Annotated in this window: 16 protein-coding genes; 3 read left to right on the forward strand and 13 right to left on the reverse strand. The window is 69.4% G+C overall.

Annotation, left to right across the window (positions count from 1 at the left end):
* Positions 1–69: 69 nt before the first annotated feature.
* The 8 genes from ASG40_RS10395 to ASG40_RS10425 all read right to left on the reverse strand — a co-directional run bounded on the left by ASG40_RS10395 (position 70) and on the right by ASG40_RS10425 (position 5541).
* A complete protein-coding gene (locus ASG40_RS10395; RefSeq protein ID WP_055884842.1) occupies positions 70–552 on the reverse strand; it encodes a YidB family protein in 483 nt (160 codons plus the stop codon).
* 208 nt (positions 553–760) lie between these two features.
* Positions 761–1198, reverse strand: a complete 438-nt coding sequence (locus ASG40_RS10400) for a BA14K family protein (protein ID WP_055884845.1) — start codon at positions 1196–1198, stop codon at positions 761–763.
* A gap of 308 nt (positions 1199–1506) precedes the next feature.
* Entirely contained in the window at positions 1507–1890 is a 384-nt protein-coding gene (locus ASG40_RS10405) for a CsbD family protein (RefSeq protein ID WP_055884847.1), read from the reverse strand.
* Between the two features lie 76 nt (positions 1891–1966).
* On the reverse strand, positions 1967–2170 hold the full coding sequence (locus ASG40_RS10410; protein WP_055884850.1) for a CsbD family protein: 204 nt from the start codon (positions 2168–2170) through the stop codon (positions 1967–1969).
* A 66-nt stretch (positions 2171–2236) separates the two neighbouring features.
* A complete protein-coding gene (locus ASG40_RS10415) occupies positions 2237–3157 on the reverse strand; it encodes a hypothetical protein (protein WP_055884853.1) in 921 nt (306 codons plus the stop codon).
* Positions 3158–3258: 101 nt separating this feature from the next.
* The gene (locus tag ASG40_RS10420) at positions 3259–3762 is read right to left on the reverse strand and encodes a CsbD family protein (RefSeq protein WP_055884857.1); all 504 of its coding nucleotides are present in this window, start codon (positions 3760–3762) and stop codon (positions 3259–3261) included.
* Positions 3763–3823: 61 nt separating this feature from the next.
* Entirely contained in the window at positions 3824–3997 is a 174-nt protein-coding gene (locus ASG40_RS20440; protein WP_443136603.1) for a CsbD family protein, read from the reverse strand.
* 86 nt (positions 3998–4083) lie between these two features.
* A complete protein-coding gene (locus tag ASG40_RS10425; RefSeq protein ID WP_055884860.1) occupies positions 4084–5541 on the reverse strand; it encodes a helix-turn-helix transcriptional regulator in 1458 nt (485 codons plus the stop codon).
* A gap of 282 nt (positions 5542–5823) precedes the next feature.
* On the opposite strand from ASG40_RS10425, the gene ycaC reads away from it, so the two are divergent.
* Positions 5824–6471, forward strand: a complete 648-nt coding sequence (ycaC, locus tag ASG40_RS10430; RefSeq protein WP_055884863.1) for an isochorismate family cysteine hydrolase YcaC — start codon at positions 5824–5826, stop codon at positions 6469–6471.
* A 24-nt stretch (positions 6472–6495) separates the two neighbouring features.
* Here the strand turns inward: ycaC and ASG40_RS10435 are convergent, their stop codons facing one another.
* Positions 6496–7248, reverse strand: coding sequence for a lysophospholipid acyltransferase family protein (locus ASG40_RS10435; protein WP_055884865.1), 753 nt, complete (start codon positions 7246–7248; stop codon positions 6496–6498).
* A 154-nt stretch (positions 7249–7402) separates the two neighbouring features.
* Here ASG40_RS10435 and ASG40_RS10440 point away from each other — a divergent pair, with 154 nt between their 5' ends.
* Entirely contained in the window at positions 7403–8212 is an 810-nt protein-coding gene (locus tag ASG40_RS10440; RefSeq protein ID WP_055884868.1) for an exodeoxyribonuclease III, read from the forward strand.
* A 694-nt stretch (positions 8213–8906) separates the two neighbouring features.
* Positions 8907–11921 carry an Rne/Rng family ribonuclease gene (locus tag ASG40_RS10445; protein ID WP_055884871.1) on the forward strand — a complete coding sequence of 1005 codons (3015 nt, stop codon included), beginning with the start codon at positions 8907–8909 and terminating at the stop codon, positions 11919–11921.
* 111 nt (positions 11922–12032) lie between these two features.
* Here ASG40_RS10445 and ggt read toward each other — a convergent pair whose 3' ends face one another.
* The 4 genes from ggt to ASG40_RS10465 form a co-directional block, all read right to left on the reverse strand.
* On the reverse strand, positions 12033–13619 hold the full coding sequence (gene ggt / locus ASG40_RS10450) for a gamma-glutamyltransferase (RefSeq protein WP_055884874.1): 1587 nt from the start codon (positions 13617–13619) through the stop codon (positions 12033–12035).
* Positions 13620–13909: 290 nt separating this feature from the next.
* The gene (locus tag ASG40_RS10455) at positions 13910–16822 is read right to left on the reverse strand and encodes a bifunctional [glutamine synthetase] adenylyltransferase/[glutamine synthetase]-adenylyl-L-tyrosine phosphorylase (RefSeq protein ID WP_055884876.1); all 2913 of its coding nucleotides are present in this window, start codon (positions 16820–16822) and stop codon (positions 13910–13912) included.
* Complete coding sequence (locus ASG40_RS10460) at positions 16819–18222, reverse strand: HAMP domain-containing sensor histidine kinase (RefSeq protein ID WP_244480588.1); 1404 nt, start codon at positions 18220–18222, stop codon at positions 16819–16821. The genes ASG40_RS10455 and ASG40_RS10460 overlap by 4 nt, the downstream gene beginning before the upstream one ends.
* An 11-nt stretch (positions 18223–18233) precedes the next feature.
* Complete coding sequence (locus tag ASG40_RS10465) at positions 18234–18941, reverse strand: response regulator transcription factor (RefSeq protein ID WP_055884882.1); 708 nt, start codon at positions 18939–18941, stop codon at positions 18234–18236.
* Between the last annotated feature and the right edge of the window lie 179 nt (positions 18942–19120).

A 19120-nucleotide genomic window follows, 5' to 3' on the forward strand; every position in this document is an offset into this window, starting at 1 on the left:
TGCGGCCGGGCGTCGGAGCGGCCGCAGCGACGGTCTAGCGCAATTCGACCCGGCTGGCGCCCGTCGGCGTCAGGCCGGGTGGCGCCCGTCGGCGGCGTAGCGGTCGATGGCCGAGGGAAGTTCGCGCGAGAGGCGCGACAGGAGGGCGGCGCGGCTCAGGCCGGTCTGCTGCGTCAGGTGATCGAGGGTCTCGGGACCGATCGCCCGCTCCAACTCGGCCTCCGCGATGCTGCGGCCGGGGCCCTGGTTGACCCAGGATTTCGCCGTCTCGGCGTGACCGCTCTTGGTGAAATGATCGACGAGTTCGCTCAGCCCGCTGGCGATCAGCCCACCGACGCCCGCCGTACCGACACCGCCGAGCAGGCCCGCCAATCCGGGAAGCCCGCCTCCCGTGGCGGTAGGCCCGGTGTTCGGAATCGGCTGGACGGGGATCCGTGGCGGCTCGGCGCCGCCATGGCCCTTCAGAAGTTCGGCTATCTTGTCGCGGTTCTGGTAGCCCGCCACGGCCAGAAGGCCGAGAAGCGCGGTCATCGAGGGATAGCCCTTGCTCATGGTCGATCCTGATTGGTGGTGTGGAAAGGCCGGACAGTCACCTGCCCGGTGTGGAGACGTCGACCGGCGGCGGGCTCGGGCCACGCCGCCGGAGCTGGACGAACGCGAAGCAGGCTCGCGTTGGCAGGCCAATGCTTCATCCTGCCTCGGTTTCTGGTGTGGCGCAGATTTTCGACTGAGAACCGGCGACCGTTTTTACGAAACCTGCTTACGGGCAGGCGTGGCGGGCGCCGTCGTTGCCGAGGTAGGTCCCGCTCGCTGCGTCATAGGAGCGGAAGCGGCGGGCACAGGCGGCCACGGCCTCGGGATCGGCCCCACCCCGGACGATCACCGGGGCCGCCTGGGCCTGGGAGTTGGCGATGGCCCCACCGATGATGGCGCCGGCGGCCAGACCGGCGACGCCCGCACCGACGGCGGCACCCACGCCGGGGCCGCGGCGATAGCCGTAACCGCGACCGTAGCCGCGGTGGCCGAACCGGCGGGGGCCGTAACCGCGAGATCCGAAGCGGCGATACTGCACGTACTCGGTGGGAAGGGCGCCCTCGGTGAGGGCCTGGATCGGGCCGGGGCCGATCGGGGAAGCCTGGGCCGGCAGCCCGATGAGGGTGGCGGCGACGGTGGCGGCGAGGGCGAGGGTCAACTTCATCGTGTGTGGGTTCCCATTCTGGAGATGCGAGATCGGGATATTCGAGAGTGATCGGCTGACCGACAGACCGAGCCGGGTCAGGTGACGCCGGCCCGACGTGGCCGCGGCAGGACCGCGAGCGGCGCCCGGTCGGCGGAACGTCAGCAAACGGGAAGACCGTCCGACGCTCACGCTAGCGTTTCCACCGGTGGCCGACCCGTCGTGGTTCACGATCAGGGCGGCGGGCCGTCTCGTCCCGGCTGATAGTCCGGGACCGGGGGGATGGCCGCGATCCCTTCAGATCCTGAAGCGAAGCGAGCGCCTGGAATTCAGGGCTTGGGACGGACGAACCAGCCGACCGCGAAGGCGACGGCGGCGAGACCGAACAGGGCGGAGGCCCGGTTGTCGTCGGCGTAGCGCACGGCGCGCTGTCCGTAGGCCGCTCCGCGCTCGCGGGCGTCGTGGGCCAGATGGCGGCCGCCTTCGATCAGGTTGCCGGCACGGTCCCGCACCTCGTGCGCGAGATGACGGCCGTCCTCGGCGAGATCCCCGGCGCGTTCGCGCACACGGCCGTAGGCGTATTGCGCGCCGCCGGCCACCTGGTTGACGGCGCCGCGGACCTGCCGGGCGGGATCGCCGGTGATACCGCCGAGCGCCGTCTGGGCACGGCCCTTCAGGTGGCGCGAGGCGCCATGGAATTGGTCGCGATTCATGCAACTCTCCTCGTGTTCGTTCTCGCTCGCGGCGGGTGGCGGGGGCGCGATCCGCGCTCCCGCCGCCGCGGCGCGGTCAGTGTTTGCCGGTCACCTTGTCGACGACCGATTTCATGCCGTCCTTGGCTTCGCCGACGGTGCGTTGGGCCTCGCCCTTGAGTTCCTGGGCCTTGCCCTCGACGACGAGCTTGTCGTTTCCGGTGACCTTGCCGGCCACCTGCTTGACGTTGCCGGCGGCCTCGTTGGCGAGGCCCTTCAGCTTGTCCGTGGTGCTGCTCATGGCTGTGCTCCTGTGTGAGGGATCAGGGAAAGTCGGCCGGTCTGGACGACCGGCCGAAGCGGTCTGTCAGACGCGGCGGGCGTCGTAGCCGGCGACCAGGGTGGCGGGCTTGGGGGCGCCGAGGCGACCGCCGAAGAAGCCGGCGAGGGCGCCGAGGATGAGCGCGAGCGCGCCGTAGAAGGCACCCTGGCTGGCCGCGCTCCGGGTTGCCTCGGCGGCGGCGACGGCCTTCTGCTTGGCGTCGGCGACGGCGGTTTCGTACTGCTTCTGGTAGGACTGGATCTGCGTCTTGGCCTGATCGACCGGGATACCCTGCGCCTTGGCGAGGGCATCGGCGGCGCGGTTCTCGGCTTCCTGCTTCTTGGCCGGATCACCCGACAGAAGAGCCCGCACCGCGGCGGCGGCGGCGTCACGCAGGGCCTCGGGGTCCTGGCCGGACGCCTGCTGGCGGACCGACTTCTCGATGCCGTCGAGCGGGTTCGAGATCTGGGCGAGGGAGGGGGCAGCGGCCTGGGCTGCGGTCTTCACGGTGCCGCCGACGAGGGAGCCGGCCCCGCCCAGCGTGCTGGTCACCCCCGAGAACGCGCCGCCGATGAGGCCGCCCGCCGCGGAGGTGAGCAGGTACAGCACGACGAGGGTGGTGACCGCCCAGGACACGAGGCCGTGCAGACCGGCCGCAGCGGTGACGGGCTTGCCCGAGAGCCGGCCGGCGATGAACCCGCCGGCGAGCGCGGCGACGATGCCCGAGACGATGAACCAGACGCCGGCGCCCATCGACAGGGTCGAGGCGGCCGGGTTGTCGGCGGCGTTGGTTCCGACGCTGGACAGGCCGATGCCGACGCCGACCATGTTGAGGACGACCTGGGACACCAGGGCGGTGACGGCACCGGCGAAGATGGCACCCCAGGACACTTCGTTCAGCAGGACGGTGCGGGTGTCGTTCGCCGCGGCGATGGACGTCGATGGCACGATGGGGGATGTGGACACGTGGTGAAACTCCGGGTCGTTGACCGTCCGGGACGGTCGGTCGGGAAGGCGGCTCGCGAGACCTTCGCGCGAGACGCCGACGTGGGGTTGCGGTCGAGACCTCAGTCGCGGCCGTGGATGAGCAGGCCGAGGCCGTAACCGAGGAGGCCAGCCACGAGCAGCGCGGCGATCGGATGTTCGGCGACCTGATGCGTCACCTCGCGACCACCCTGGCGCACGGCGCGGCTGCCGTTCTCGTAGGCGTCCTCGGCGTAGTCGTAGGCCTCGCGGGCACCATGGCGCACGGCGCGCTCGGCCCGGTCGTAGTCGGCTTCGGCCTTGCCCTGGACCCGGCGGCCGCGATCCTCGACGTCGTGCGACCCGACGAGGTTGCCGACCGCATCGCGGACCTTGCCGCCGATGTCGCGGGCGGTGTCGGCGACCGTGTCCGCGGCGTCGCGGACGGTGTCCTTGGCCTGACCGTAGAGGTTCTCGGCGGCGCCCTGCGCCTCGCGGGCACGGCCCTCGACCGAGTCGCGCTTCGAACCGGTCAGGTCGCCGACGGCGCCCTGAACCTTGCCGCCGATCTCCTTGGCAGCACCCGTGATACGATCCGTATCGACCATGATGACTCTCCGTTTTGAATGTCGCGTGACATGGGGGTTGTGTTTCGACGGACGGGCGAAGCTACGGCTTCGACGTCGTCTTCGGCTTTGCATCGGCCTTGGCCGAGATCTGCTCGGCCTTGCCTTCGGCTTCGATCTTTCCGTCGCCGATCAGCTTGCCGATCGCTTCCTTCACCGAGCCCTTGAGCTGTTCGGCCGAGTCGGTCGTCTTCGGCTTGCTCACGATCGTCTCCAAACTGCTCGAACGGCTGGCGTCGGTCAGTCAGGTGGCCCGTCGGAGCCATGGATCAATGATGCAGATGTACCGGTAGACCGGTTTTTTCAGCTCGAACTCACGGCCGGAAAACCGTTGTTGCGTCCCCAGACGATCGCTTCGGAACGCTTGTGGACATCGAGCTTCCGGTAGAGCGCCGCGGAATGGTTGCGGACGGTGTTCCGGGAGAGGGACAGGCGTCGGGCGATAGCCTCGTCGTTCTGCCCCTGGCAGATGAGGTCGAGGATCTGGCGTTCCCGCACGGTGAGGTTGGGAGCGATCCCGTCCTTCCGCTCGTTGCCGGGCTGGCGCAGGTTGGCGAGCTTTTCGATGAGGCCGCGGCTGAACCAGGAGGTGTCGGCCATCACGGCTTCGATCGCCTCGAACAGATCCCGCTCGGTGCGTTTCCGTTCGGTGATGTCCTGCAGGACCATGAGGGCGAAGATCTCGTCTCCGATCTCGACCCTCTCCGCGGACACGAGACAATCGAGGTCTGTGCCGTCCTCGTGGCGCAGGCAGACCTCGAGGCCGAGCACGTAGCCGGTGCGGGTGAGCGCGCTCTCGAAGGTGGATCTCGCCGGCTCGGAGACCCACAGCCCGATCTCGGCGGGGGCGCGCCCGGTGATCCTGTCGGCGCCGTAGCCGAACACCCGGCTGAAGGCGTCGTTGACGCCGGTGATGGTGAAGCTGTCGGCGCGGGCCAGCACGGTCGGCACCGGCGTTAGGCGGAACGCCTTGGCGAACCGCTCCTCGCTCTGGCGCAGGGCGGTCTCGGCTTTGCGCCGCAGTTCGAGGTCGGCGAAGGTAAAGAGCATGCAGGGCTCGTCGCCCAGGTCCATCGGCTGACCGGCCACGATGACGAAGCGGGTGTCGCCGTTGGGCAGGTCGAGGCAGGCCTCCATCTGCGGGATGGTCCCGCCCTCGTTGAGCCGGGAGATCGCCAGATCGCGGCTGCGGGCGCCCGCCAGCACGTCGACCTCGTAGACGCTGCGACCGATGACGGCGTCGCGGGTGTAGCCGGTCATCTCCAGGAAACCGAGATTGACCTTGACGTGGCGCAGGTCCGAAAGCCGACAGATCACCGCCGGGGCGGGGTTGGCGTTGAAGGTGGTCTCGAACCGCTCCTCGGCCTCGAACTGGTCTGACACGTCCTTGAGGATGAGGGCGAGGCAGCTCGGATTGCCGTCGCGGTCGGTGGCCACCAGGCTGCGCAGGCAATGGACGAACTCGATGTCCGGCCTGTCGGTGCGGGTGACCTCGACGATGACGTCCTGGAAGCTTTCCCCGGAGACGACACGTTCGATCGGGTACTGGTTGGGGGTGCGGTTGTTGCGGTAGCGCAGCGAGAACCGCGCCCGATACGCATCCACGGTCTGCCCGAGTTCGTCGATGGTCTCGACCCCGTGCATCGCGAGGGCGGCCGCATTGGCGTAGGCGATGGTCTGGTCGGGCTCCACCAGGATCACGCCTTCGCTGAGACCCGCGATGATCTGCCGGAGTTCATGCCTGTCGACGCCCGTCGTCACCGCGCACCACCCTCCGAGGTCGCCCGTCGCGACCGGGGTTGCAACAGGTGCGTGCGTCCCCGGGTTCCAGAGGCGTTGCGGAAAGGTTGGTACAGCCACACCATCGATGTGACCGTGATCGATCAGAATACGTGAGGGATCCCGCCGTGTCCCGCGTGCAGACGATCACCGAAAGTGAGAATGGAAACGATGGGTTTCGATCGTTTCTGTTTCGGGTCTGCCGGGCCTGCTGCACAGTGTCGTCGTCGCAGGCACGCTGCGCCTCATGGACCGGAGATCACGATGACCAAGCCCTACACGCGCCTCGACCTGGACCAGGCGGTGGTCCTCCTGGTGGACCACCAGGCCGGGCTGCTCTCCCTGGTGCGGGATATCGATCCGGACCGCTTCAAGAACAACGTCCTCGCCGTGGCGGACCTCGCCGCCTACTTCGGGCTGCCCACCATCCTGACCACGAGTTTCGAGGACGGACCGAACGGCCCGATCATGCCCGAGCTGAAGGCGAAGTTCCCGAACGCACCGTTCATCGCGAGGCCCGGCCAGATCAACGCCTGGGACAATCCGGACTTCGTCGCGGCGATCCGAGCGACCGGCCGTAGGCAGCTCGTCATCGCGGGCGTGGTCACGGAGGTCTGCGTCGCCTTCCCGGCCCTGTCGGCCATCGCGGAGGGGTTCGAGGTCTTCGCCGTCACCGACGCCTCGGGCACCTTCAACGACGTGGTGCGCGACGCCGCCTGGAACCGGATGTCGGCGGCCGGCGTGCAGCTGATGACCTGGTTCGGCGTCGCCTGCGAACTGCATCGCGACTGGCGGCGAGACGTCGAAGGGCTCGCGACCCTGCTGTCGGACCACATTCCCGACTACCGCAACCTGATGACCAGCCACAGCGCGCTGAAGGGCGCGACACCGCAGGCAGCGACGGCGTCTTGAACCGAGGGCGCCCGGCCCCGGCCATCAGGACGTCGGCAGGCCGACGTCGGCCACGGGGCGGATGCGCGGGGCCACGCGCCAGCGGTCGAGTTCGCGGTCGATGGCGTCCTGCGTGGCGCTCATGAAGCCGGCCGAGGATAGGCCGGGCGCCAGGGCATCGAGGTAGCGCACGATGACCTTGCCCGGCCGCTTGGCGCCCCCGCTCGGCCAGTACAGGCCCGAGTTCACCGCAACCGGCAGAACCGGCAGGCCGAGCCTCGCGTAGAGCAGTTCGACGCCGCGCTTGAACTGGACCGGCTCACCGATCTCGCCGCGGGTTCCTTCGGGGAACATCAGCACCGAGCGGCCCTGCGCGATCGCCTCGCGGCTCTGGTCGATCATGGTGCGCAGGGCCTGCGAACCGTTCGCCCGGTCGATGATGATCATCGGCGAGCGCTTCAGGAACCAGCCGACCACCGGGATCGCCACGAGTTCGCGCTTGGCGACGATGGCCACGTCCGGGATCAGCACGAGGAACGCCAGCGTCTCCCAGGCCGATTGGTGGTTGGCGACGATCAGGCAGGGTTCGGACGGGATGTGCTCGCGCCCCTCCTCGACATAGGTCAGCCCGACGATGCGGCGCAGGCCGTACAGGATGCCGCGGGCCCACAGCCGCGTGGCGGCCCGGATCGGCCGCTCGGGTGACCCGCACAGGGCGAGCACCACGAGGGGCACCAGGAAGAGCGCCGTCCAGGCGGCCCAGTACAAGTTGAACGTCACGGAGCGAAGGCGCGGCACGGCAGGAGCGTCCTCTGGGGTTGCGAAGGGCTGAGGCTGGGACCGAGGGCGCAATCAGGCCGTTGGCGAAGCCGCTTTCACAGCGACGATCGACGCGATCCGGTCTATCGGTGACATCCGCCTCATCGATACCGCATACCACGAGCCAGAGCCGTTGCGCCTCACCGTCTCAACCTGGAACATCAATTCCGTTCGCCTGCGTATCGATCAGGTGCTGCGCTTCCTAGCCGAGACGCAGCCGGATGTCCTCTGCTTGCAGGAAACCAAGTGCCCCGACGACGCCTTTCCGCTGAAGGCTCTGCGCGGCTCGGGCTACGAGCACGTCGTCTTCGCGGGCCAGAAGGGCTACAACGGCGTCGCCATCCTCTCGCGGTTTCCGCTGCTGTCCCGTGACGTGATGGGCTTTTGCGAACGGGCCGATGCCCGCCACCTCTCGGCCGTGCTCGGACCGGAAGCGGGACGCGCGGCGGGGCTCGCGATCCACGACTTCTACGTCCCGGCCGGCGGCGACATCCCCGACGCGGGCCTCAATCCGAAGTTCGCGCACAAGCTCGCCTTCCTCGACGACCTGCGCGCCTGGGGGGCCCGGCGACCGACCGGCCCGGCGATCCTGGTGGGCGATCTCAACGTGGCGCCGCTGGAACACGACGTCTGGTCGCACAAGCGGCTCCTCGACGTCGTCAGCCACACCCCCATCGAGACCGAGCGCCTGGAAACCCTGCGCGGCGAGGCCGGGTGGATCGACACCGCCCGGTTGCTGAGGCCCGAGCCCGAGAAGATCTACACGTGGTGGAGCTACCGCTCGCCCGATTGGGCGGCGGCCGACAAGGGACGGCGCCTCGACCACGCCTGGGTCTCGCCCGACCTCGCCGGGTGCGTGCGCGCGGTGACCGTGACGCGTGAAACACGCGGTTGGGACCGGCCGTCCGATCACGTACCGGTGACCCTGACCCTCGACCTCTGACGCGGTTTCCGTTCGATTCGAGGTGGAACCGTATCACGAAGCCCGCGCGGCCCCTGAGCGAAGCGGCAGACCGCGTCGTGAAGCCTTCGAATGGCGTTCGCATCGGCGGTCCGTGCACCGTTCGTCGCATCCCTGCGGCGATTGTCCCTTGCCAAATCCACGCACGGATCGGTAATGATACGGTCCCCTTCCCGGTGCCGTGCGGTTCGATCCGCGGCCCGCGGGCGCGTCCTGGTCTTTTTGGCCTCGTCGCCTTCGCAGTCGGTCCACCGCGTTCGTTCCCTCGGCGTCTTCAAGACCGGGCAGGTGTCGGTAGAGGTGGCGATCCTTTCGCGGTCGCCGCACCGTTCTTGAAATCACCGGCCGGCGGCTAGCCCGGTCGCATGTCTTCGCGAGGTCAGGGAGAGGATGGTCGGACGCACAGCACCGGTTGCCGTTGCTCGTGTTTCAAGCGCCCGCATCGTGCGTGGCGCCGGTTCGCCGTCTGCCCTGGCCAGGATCAACCCCACGCGCGCCGCCCACAGGCGCCCAGCGGCGGTTGGCGACAATCCCTCATCCCTGGCCCCCACCACCCGATCGATCGGGTCGGCGCGAGCGTTCCCCGTCGAGGCTTTCCGCTTCGGACCGGTCGGCGCTCCACCGGGACCGCCCGGTCACAGGAGAACGGCGTCGGCCGCCATGTCGAAAGATCGTCATGGCCAACAACAAGATGCTCATCGATGCGATGCACCCGGAGGAGACCCGGGTCGTCACGGTCCACGGCTCTAGGGTCGAGGAATTCGATTTCGAAGCCGCCAACCGGCGCCAGCTGCGCGGCAACATCTACCTCGCCAAGGTGACGCGGGTCGAACCCTCGCTGCAGGCCGCCTTCATCGAGTACGGCGGCAATCGCCACGGCTTCCTCGCGTTCAGCGAGATCCACCCCGACTACTACCAGATCCCCCTGGCCGACAGGCAGGCGCTGCTCGAGGACGAGGCTCGCGACGCCGAGGAGCACCGCGAGCGCGAGGAACGCAAGCCGCGCCGCCGCACCCGCGGCCGCCGCTCGGAGGCCAAGTCGGCCAAGACCGCAGAGACGGTGACCGCCGAGGACGAGGCCGGCTCCGTCGACGTCGGCTCGCCGTCGTTCGAGACCGCCATCGCCGCCGAAGCCGACGGCGTCGAGGTCCAGGCGGTCGATGCGGCGGATTCCGCGATTCCGCCGCTGGCCGACGAGCAGGCCGCGCAGGCGGGTGACACCGGGGCCGACGAAGCCGACGTCGTCGCGGCGCCGCCCCCCGCGAGCGCGTCGGACGCCGCCGACGAAGGGACCCAGCCGGCAGGCGAGACCTCCGACGAGCCCGTTGCCGCCGCCGGCCCGATGCTCGCCGCTGAGGGCGAGACCGCGTCCGTCAAGAGCGACGATCGCGCCGAGCCGGAGACCGACGATAATTCCGACGAAGATTCCGACGAGGACGATGACGACGACTCCGAGGACGACGAGGAGGATGGCGACGAAGACGAAGACGGCGACGACGAGGAGGATGGCGAAGAGGACGGCGAAGACGCCGAGCCGAAGATCGCCCAGGTCGGCGGCGACGCGCTCGCCGAGATTCCCGAGCGTCCCCGCACTTATCGCCGTCACTACAAGATCCAGGAGGTGATCAAGCGCCGTCAGATCATCCTGGTGCAGGTCGTCAAGGAAGAGCGCGGCACCAAGGGCGCGGCGCTCACCACCTACCTGTCGCTGGCCGGCCGCTACTCCGTTCTGATGCCCAACACCGGCCGCGGTGGCGGAATCTCGCGCAAGATCACATCGGCCGCCGACCGCAAGCGCCTCAAGGAGGTCGCGCAGGACCTGGAGGTGCCGGACGGCATGGGCGTGATCCTGCGCACCGCCGGCGCATCGCGCACCAAGCCCGAGATCAAGCGCGACTTCGAATACCTGATGCGCCTGTGGGAGAGCGTGCGCGAGCTGACGCTGTCGTCCTCGGCCCCGGCCCTGGTCTACGAGGAGGGTTCGCTGATCAAGCGCGCCATCCGCGACCTCTACAACAAGGACCTCGACGAGGTACTGGTGGCGGGCGACGAGGCCTACCGCGAGGCCCGCGACTTCATGCGGATGCTGATGCCAGGCCAGTCCAAGGTCGTGCAGCCCTACCGCGACGCAACGCCGATCTTCGCCCGCTACGGCGTCGAGCAGCAGCTCGACGCGATGTTCTCGACCCACGTGACCCTGAAGTCCGGCGGCTACCTCGTCATCAACCCGACGGAGGCCCTGGTCTCCATCGACGTGAACTCGGGCCGCTCCACCCGCGAGCACGACATCGAGGACACGGCGCTGCGCACCAACCTGGAGGCGGCCGAGGAGGTCGCCCGCCAGCTGCGCCTGCGCGATCTCGCCGGGCTCGTCGTCATCGACTTCATCGACATGGAGGAGAAGCGCAACAACCGCGCCGTCGAGAAGAAGCTCAACGAGTGCCTGAAAGACGACCGCGCCCGTATCCAGGTCGGCCGCATCTCGCCGTTCGGGCTCCTGGAGATGAGTCGCCAGCGCATCCGCACCGGCATGCTGGAAAGCTCGTCGCTTCCCTGCATCCATTGCGGAGGCTCGGGTTACGTGCGCGCCACCGCGTCGGTGGCCCTGCAGATCCTGCGCTCCATCGAGGAATCGCTCCTCAAGAGCACCAGCCACAACCTCGTGCTGCGCACCCGCACCGAAGTCGCGCTGTACATCCTCAACCAGAAGCGGGCTCACCTGCGTGAGCTCGAGGTCCGCTTCGGCGTCTCCGTGACCATCGCCGCCGACGAGCGCCTGGCCGCCACCTCGGCGTTCCAGCTCGACCGCGGCGAGCCGGCGGTGAGGACGGAAGGACCGGTGACCGGCATCCGCGCCACTGCCGTGATGCCGGAGCTCGAAGAGGACGAGGAGGAGTTCGAGCCCGAGGCCGAAGAGGCCGAGGGCATCGAGGCCGCCTCGGAATCGGCCGATGCGCCCGCACCGCGCGGCGACGGCGAGGAGACCGCCGAAGGTCGCAGCCGCCGTCGCCGGCGGCGGCGTCGGCGCGGCGGTCGTCACGAGACCGGCGAGCAGGACGCCGGCGACCAGGACGCCGGCGAGAACGAGACGGCCGGCGACGACGAGCATCAGGCCGGTTCGGAGTCCGATGAGGATGCCGAAGGCGCCGACGCGGCCGTCGCAGAGCCCAGGGCCGAATCGGTCGCGGCGGGCGAGACCAGCGAAGACGAGGGTGCGGGTCGCCGCCGGCGCCGCGGACGTCGCGGCGGTCGTGGTCGCGAGCGCGGTGAAGGTCGCGAGCGCGGGGCTTCGGTCGGCGAGGCCGATGGTGCGGGGTCGGAGGGCGCCGGATCGGATGAGGACGCCCACCCGTCCGAGGAGATCGCGACGGTCCTGCAGGCCGAGCAGCCCGTGTCCGCCGATCTCGTGGAAGCGGTGAGCGCACCCGGCGAGGGCCCGGACACCGGCGAGACGACGCCTCCTCCGGTGGAGACGGTGGCGATCGACCTGCCGATCTCCGTCGTGCCTGAACCGGTCTCGCCGACCGAGGCCCCTGCCCCATCGGCGAAGATCGGAGACACCGTGCAGGAGCCGGCGAAGTTCGAGCCGCGGCCGGAGCCGGTCGCCGTCGTGCTGACGCCTGTGGATCCCGATCGTCCCAAGCGGGCCGGCTGGTGGTCCCGCACCAAGGCCGCGCTCACGGGCGAATAGGCCCCACGGACATTCGTCGAACGAAGAACGGCGGAGGCGCGACAAGCGCCTCCGCCGTTCTGTTTTCCAGGGGTGAGCGTCGTGATCCGCCGGCCGTCGCCCCACCCGCGGTCAGTAGCCCAGCGCGCTGCCGTCCTTGCGCGGGTCCGAACCGGCCACCAGGGTCCCGTCCTCGCCGATCCAGATGATCTGCCCGCCGCCGATGGCCTGGGGCGCACGGACCGCCCTGTGGCCGCGGGCCTCCAGGGCGGCCGGGAGATCGGGCGAGAACCCCGCTTCCAACTCGAGCTCGCCGCCGTAGGCGAAGCTGCGCGGGGCATCGAGGGCCTCCTGCACGTCGAGGCCGCGGTCGATGATGCCGGTGAGCAACTGGACGTGGCCCATGGCCTGGTAGTGGCCGCCCATGACCCCGAACGGCGCCACCGTGCGCCCCTCCTTCATCAGCATGCCGGGGATGATGGTGTGCATCGGCCGCTTGTTCGGGGCGATCGTATTGGGGTGGCCCGGCTCGACCCGGAAGGAGAGTCCGCGGTTGTGCAGGAGCACGCCGCTCTCCGGCCCCATGATGCCGGTGCCGAAGCCCTGGAACAGCGAGTTGATGAAGGAAATCGCGTTGCCGTCCTTGTCGACGATGCAGAGGTAGATCGTGTCCTTGTGCTGCCGCTCAGCCTCCACCTCCGGCCAGATCACCGGTGGCGTGGCACGGGTCATATCCACGGCGCCCCTGGCGCTCGCGAGCCAGGCGTCCGAGAGCAGGTGCTCGACCGGCACCGCGTTCAGCACCGGGTCCGAGAACAGCGCGTCGCGATGGTGATAGGCCTGTTTGCAGGCCTCAGCGTAAAGGTGGACCCGGTCGAGTTCGCCCATGCCACCGATGTCGTAGTGCGTGAGCACGTTCAGCATCATCAAGGCAGCCAGTCCCTGGCCGTTGGGCGGGCATTCGTAGACGTCGTAGCCGCGATAGCGGGTGGTGATCGGCGTCACGTACTCGGGAGCGGCGGCCGCGAAATCCTCCAGCGTGTGCAGGCCGCCGAGGCTCTGGAGCTTGGCGACCAGATCCTGCGCCACCGGCCCCTCGTAGAATCCCTTGGCACCGTGCTCGGCGATGCGCCGCAGGGTGGCGGCGAGCTTGGGGAGCTTGACGATCGTCCCCGCCTCGGGCGCCTGGCCGCCGACGAGGTAGCTCGCCGCCGCATCCACATCCTGCGCCACCCGCGTCGCCGACCGCTCCCAATCCCAGGCAACGCGGGGCTGGACCGGAAAACCGCCCTCGGCATAGGCGATGGCCGGCTGGAGCACATAGCCGAGGCTACGCGTACCGTGGTCGCGCAGCAGCGTCTCCCAGGCAGCGATGGCGCCGGGCACTGTGACCGCGTGCGGCGAGGTCGGCTCGATGGTGATGCCCCGTTCGAGGTACCAGGCGTCCCTGGCGGCAGCGGGCGACCGGCCCGACCCGTTGAGGGCGACCGGCTTTCCGGCGCCCTTGGGCGTGTAGAGCGCGAAGCAATCCCCGCCGATGCCCGACATCAGCGGATCGACCACGCATTGCACGGCGCAGGCCGTGATGGCCGCATCGACCGCGTTGCCACCGCTGCGCAGGGCCTCGATCGCCGCCAGGGTCGCGAGGGGATGCGACGTCGCCACCGCCGCATTGGCGGCATAGACGGGCGAGCGGCCGGGCAGGGAGAAGTCTCTCACGGGATGGCTCCTGGATTCTTTCAACGGTTGGGCTCGGCGGAGCCGGGCATCGTCGGGCAGAGGTTGTCGGGTCGGCGCAGGACCCGTGAGGGATGTCCCTTCGGGCGCTTCCGTGGGGATCACCGTCGGCGGCAGCATAGGGATACCCCCGGTGTCGTCCACCGGCCGCGTCGCCCGCAAATCTCCGGCCACGACGGACCGTACGTCCGCTTAATTGCGGATCGGCCCGCGTCCCGCGCCGGCGTGGCAGTCCGACCCGCCAGCGCGTGAAAAGAACGGGCAATTTGGGCTCAGGGACGCCCGAGCAGGCGATCGAACAGCTTCCTCACTTCGCTGCGCTCCGCGGCGAGCTGTGCCGTCAGGCTGCGGGCGTCCGGCGCGCCCATCGCCTTGGCGAGCCGCGCCAGGGTCACCGTCGAGGTACTGGTCGGATCGCCCTGCACCATCAGGCGCTGCCACTGATGCACGGCCTCGAACAGGCGGTGGGCGGCGGACAGTCTCGCGGCGGATTCTTCCGGCACCAGCCCCACCTCGGCGGCATGCGCGAAGAGATCCGGTCCGTGGAGCCCGGTCAGGCCGGGATGTGCCCGGGCGTGGCCCAACACAAGGGCCTGGCCGAGGAAATCGAGGTCGAGAAGCCCACCCGGACTCAGCTTGAGGTCGAGGGCGCCGCGCGACGGCTTCTCCTTCTCCACCAGCGCGCGCATGGCGCGGACGGCGGCATTCACGGCCGCCGGCTCGCGCGGACGCAGGAGCGTCGCGCGGATCGCGGCCTCGATCTCGGCTCCGAGCCCGGCGTCGCCGGCGATGAGACGGGCGCGGGTCAGCGCCATGTGCTCCCATAGCTCGGCTTCGTCGGCCTGATAGGCGAGGAAGCTGCGCCATTGCGTGGCGATGGCACCCTGGCCGCCGCCGGGCCTCAGGCGCAGGTCGACCTCGTAGAGGCCGCCGCGCCGGGTCGGAACGGTGAGGCTCGCCACCAGTCGCTGGGTCAGCCGGTTGTAGGCGACCGCGGCATCCAGCGGCCGTGGACCGGAGCTACGCCGGTCGTCCGGGTCGAAGTCGTAGACGACCATCAGGTCGAGATCGGATTCCGCCGTGAGCTGGTGCGAACCGAGCCGCCCGAGGCCGATCACCGCGACGCGACCACCGGGAACCGGTCCGTGCTCCGCCTCGAACAGGGCCGAGACGGCGGCCAGACTCCGGCCGACCACGACATCGGCGATTGCCGCATAGGAGCGTCCGGCCATCTCGGGCGACAGGATCCCGCAGATCAGCCGTGCGCCTGTGGCGAAGCGCATCTGCCGGGCCGCGTCGCGGCTGCGGTCGAGGAAATCCTCGTGGTCGGCCGGCCGGCCGAGAAGGTCGCGGAACTGCCGGTCGATGTCGGCGGGATCGTCGCTGGGCGCCACGAAAGCCGGATCGATCACGCCATCGAGCACATGCGGACTGAAGGCGACGGTCTCGGCCAGTCGCGGCGCCGATCCGAGCAGGTCGGCGAAGAGTTGGCGCAGGCGATCGTTGGAACGCAGGATGGTGAGGAGTTCGAGGGCCGCCGGCATCCGGGCGAAGGCCCTGTCGAGGGTATCGAGGGCGGCATCGGGCTGAGCGGTGCTGCCGATCGCCTGCATCAGGGCCGGCACGAGTTCGGTCAGCACCTCGCGGGCCCGGGCCGTGCGGACTGCGGGCCGACGCCCGAAATGCCAGCCGCGCACGGTCTCGGTCGCACGCTCGGGCTCGCGGAACCCGAGCTTCCTCAGGGTGGCGAGGGTGGCGGGGTCGTCGTCCGTCCCGCTGAACACGAGGCTGCCGCCCGCCGCCGAAAGATCCGGTTCGGCCTCGAACAACAGCGCGTAATGCGCCTGGACGCGGCGGGCGTGATGGAGCAGCGCCGCCTCGAACGCGCGCTTGGTGGGAAAGCCGGCGAATTTCGCGAAGGCCGTGAGTTCCTTCGGATCGGTCGGCAGGCGCTGGGTCTGCTCGTCGCGCAGCATCTGCAGGCGATGCTCGATGGTGCGCAAGAAGACGTAGGCCGCCGTCAATTCGTCCCGCGCCGTGGCGTCGATCCAGCCCTCCTCGGTGAGGCCGGCCAGCATCCCGACGGTGGTGCGGCCGCGCAAGGTCGCCCTACGGCCGCCGAACACGAGCTGCTGCGTCTGCACGAAGAACTCGATTTCCCGGATGCCGCCGCGCCCGAGCTTGATGTCGTGGCCGGCCACCGCGATGGTGTCGTGGCCGCGCACCGCGTGGATCTGGCGCTTCATCGCATGGACGTCGGCGATGGACGCGAAATCGAAGTACTTGCGCCAGACGAACGGCGTCAGGCCCGCCAGGAACCGTTCGCCTGCAGCGATGTCCCCGGCGATGGCGCGGGCCTTGATGAAGGCAGCCCTTTCCCAGTTCTGGCCGACGGTCTCGTAATAGACATAGGCCGAGTCCAGCGAGAGCGCGGTCGGCGTCGAGCCGGGATCGGGCCTGAGCCGGTAATCGACCCGGTGCACGTAGCCGTCTCCGGTGCGCTCCTGCAGCAGCTTGGCGATCCCCTGCGCCAGCTTGATGAAGAAGGGTGCGGGTTCGATCCCGGCCTTGAGGGGCGCCGTCTCGGGATCGAAGAACACGATCAGGTCGATATCGCTCGAATAGTTGAGTTCCCGCGCCCCGTGCTTACCCAGGCCGAGGATGACGAGGCCGGACCCGGCCTGCGGATCGGTGGGATCCCGCGGCAGGAACCGGCCGGCCGCCGTGGCCTCGAAAAACAGCGCCTCGGCGGCGGCGGCCACCGAGGCATCGGCGAAATCCGACAGCGCCGCGGTGACCGTCTCCAGCGTCCAGAGGCCACCGATATCGGCGAGCGCCACGAGGAGGGCGTGCTCGATGCGGGTTCTGCGCAAGCGGCGCGCGACCTCGTCGAGGGAGACATTCCCGCCTCCGGCAGCCCGCCGCTGCCTCTCGCAGAGTTCGCGTCCAACGACGTCCGGCGACCGGTCGCAGAGGGCCACGAGACGGGCGGGGTCCCGCAGGACCGCCTGCCACAGGAACGGCGAATGATCGGCGAGCCCAAGGAGCAGGGCACGCAGGGGCGGCGTCAACAGATCGGGCGGCAGGCCGGGCTCGATCTCGGCCAAGCGCGCTGCCGCCGCTCGCGCATCGCTCAACGGCGGCGCGGCCACGATCCCGTCACGCAACGTCCCCTCGCCCGTCATGCCCCCTCCCCGTCCTGCGCCAGGGGAAGGGTTATCACGACGCGAAGGCCGGGCGCATTGTCCTGCAGTGCGACGGCGCCCTCGTGCAGGCGAACCACCGCCCCGACGAGGCTGAGGCCGAGGCCGAACCCTGGGCGCGACCGCGCGTCCTCCAGGCGCACGAACCGGTCGAACACACGCTCGCGCGCCTCCTCCGGGATACCCGGCCCCGTGTCGGCCACGACGAGGCGGATGGCCCCGGTGTCCCGGGTCACGGCGATGCGTATCGTACCCGGAACATCGTTGGGAGCATATTTCAGGGCGTTGTCGAGGAGGTTGGCCAACGCCTGCCCGATGAGCTCTCGGTTGCCCCGCAGCATCAGGTCCGGTTCGGCCTCGACCTGGAGGTCGAGGCCCCGGTCGGCGGCGACGGCCTCGTAGAGATCGGCCAGTTCGCGAACCGCGGCAGACAGGTCGAAGGCGGTCATCGCCTTGCGGATGCTGCCGGCTTCCAGGCGGGCGATCATCAGCAGTGCGTCGAAGACCCGAATGAGGCCGTCGCTCTCCTCGATCACCCCCTCCATCGCCTCCCGCAACGCCTCGGGTGTCCGCGCGGTGCGCAGCGCATCGTCGGCCCGGTTGCGCAGGCGTGTCAGGGGTGTCTTGAGGTCGTGGGCGATGTTGTCGGATACCTCGCGCAGGCCCTGCATCAGCGCGCCCATGCGCGCCAACATGGCGTTGAGGTTCTCGGCGAGGCGGTCGAGTTCGTCCCCGTTGCCGGCGACGCCGAGCCGGCCGTCGAGATCGCCGGCCATGATCCGGCGGGCGTTCTCGGTCATGTCGTCGACGCGCTTGAGAACCCGGCTCGCCACGAACCAGCCGCCGGCCACGCCCAGCACCACCACGAGGGCGAGGGAGGAGGCGAAGGTCCGGCCGATCACCCCGCGCAGGCGGTCGCGCTCGACCACGTCACGCCCGACGAGAAGGCGAAAACCGCCCGGCAGCGTGAAGACGCGCATGATCGCCTCGTGGTCGAGGCTGTCCGATTCACCACGGCGGGAATAGGAGCCCTCCGTCTGGCCGGGCTGGGACAGAAGCCCCGGCGACAGGGAGCCGACGTTTCCCACGATGTGCTCGCCGGCCGGCGTGGTCACGAGGTAGAGCGAGGCCCCCGGCTCGCCCGCCCGTCGTTCCACCGTGGCGATGAGACGGCGCAAGCCACCGGCGCCGTATTGCTCGGCCAACCCGTTGATCTCGGCATCGAGGGTGGACACGATCTGGTCGTCGAGGACGCGGGCCGCGTTCCAGGCGACGTAGCCGAGGGCCAAAAAGGCGACGGTGGCGAAGATCGCCAGGTACGCGAAGGACAGCTTGAACGCGGTCGTCCGAAACAGCTTGCCGAGGCCGCGGGGAAACCTCAACCGCGGCAGCCTCATGATGCCCCCGCCGCATCCGTGCCCGCGTCACGCATGACATAACCGGTGCCGCGGATGGTATGGAGGAGCGGTCGCTCGAAATCCTTGTCGATCTTGGCACGCAGGCGCGAGATATGGACGTCGATCACGTTGGTCTGCGGATCGAAGTGATAGTCCCAGACGTGTTCGAGCAGCATGGTGCGGGTCACCACCTGCCCGGCATGCTGCATCATGTACTCCAACAACCGGAACTCGCGAGGCTGCAGGGCGATGTCGCGCCCGGCGCGAGCGACGCGGTGCGACAGCCGGTCGAGTTCGAGATCGCCGATCCGGTAAGCCGTGGCGACGGCCGCGCCAGGGCCGGACGTCCGCCGCCGCGCCAGGACTTCGACCCGGGCGAGCAGTTCTGAGAAGGCATAGGGCTTGGGCAGGTAGTCGTCGCCACCCGCGCGCAGCCCCTTCACCCGGTCGTCGACCTGCCCGAGGGCTGAGAGGATCAGGATCGGCGTGGTGACGGCCTGCTCCCGGAGAGCGCGGATGAGGGACAGCCCATCGAGCTTGGGCAGCATCCGGTCGACGACGAGGACGTCGTAGTCCCCGCCCTGCGCCAGCGCATAGCCGTCGAGACCGTCCGTGGCGCCATCGGCGACATGGCCGGCCTCGCGAAACGCTTTGGCGAGATAGGCCAGTGCCTCGGGGTCGTCTTCGATCAGGAGAAGGCGCATCGCGTGCCTATAGCGTCGGCACGCCAACGCAGAAAGGGCCAACTCCGTGAGGAGATGGCCCTTTCTGCGTGTGATCGTTTTGTATGAGGGCGTGTTTTGTTCTGTGCAGGTCTGGCGGCGACCGACTCTCCCGTGTCTTGAGACACAGTACCATGGGCGCTGGTGCGTTTAACGGCCGA

The organism is Methylobacterium sp. Leaf399 (assembly GCF_001424525.1).
Lineage (GTDB): Bacteria > Pseudomonadota > Alphaproteobacteria > Rhizobiales > Beijerinckiaceae > Methylobacterium.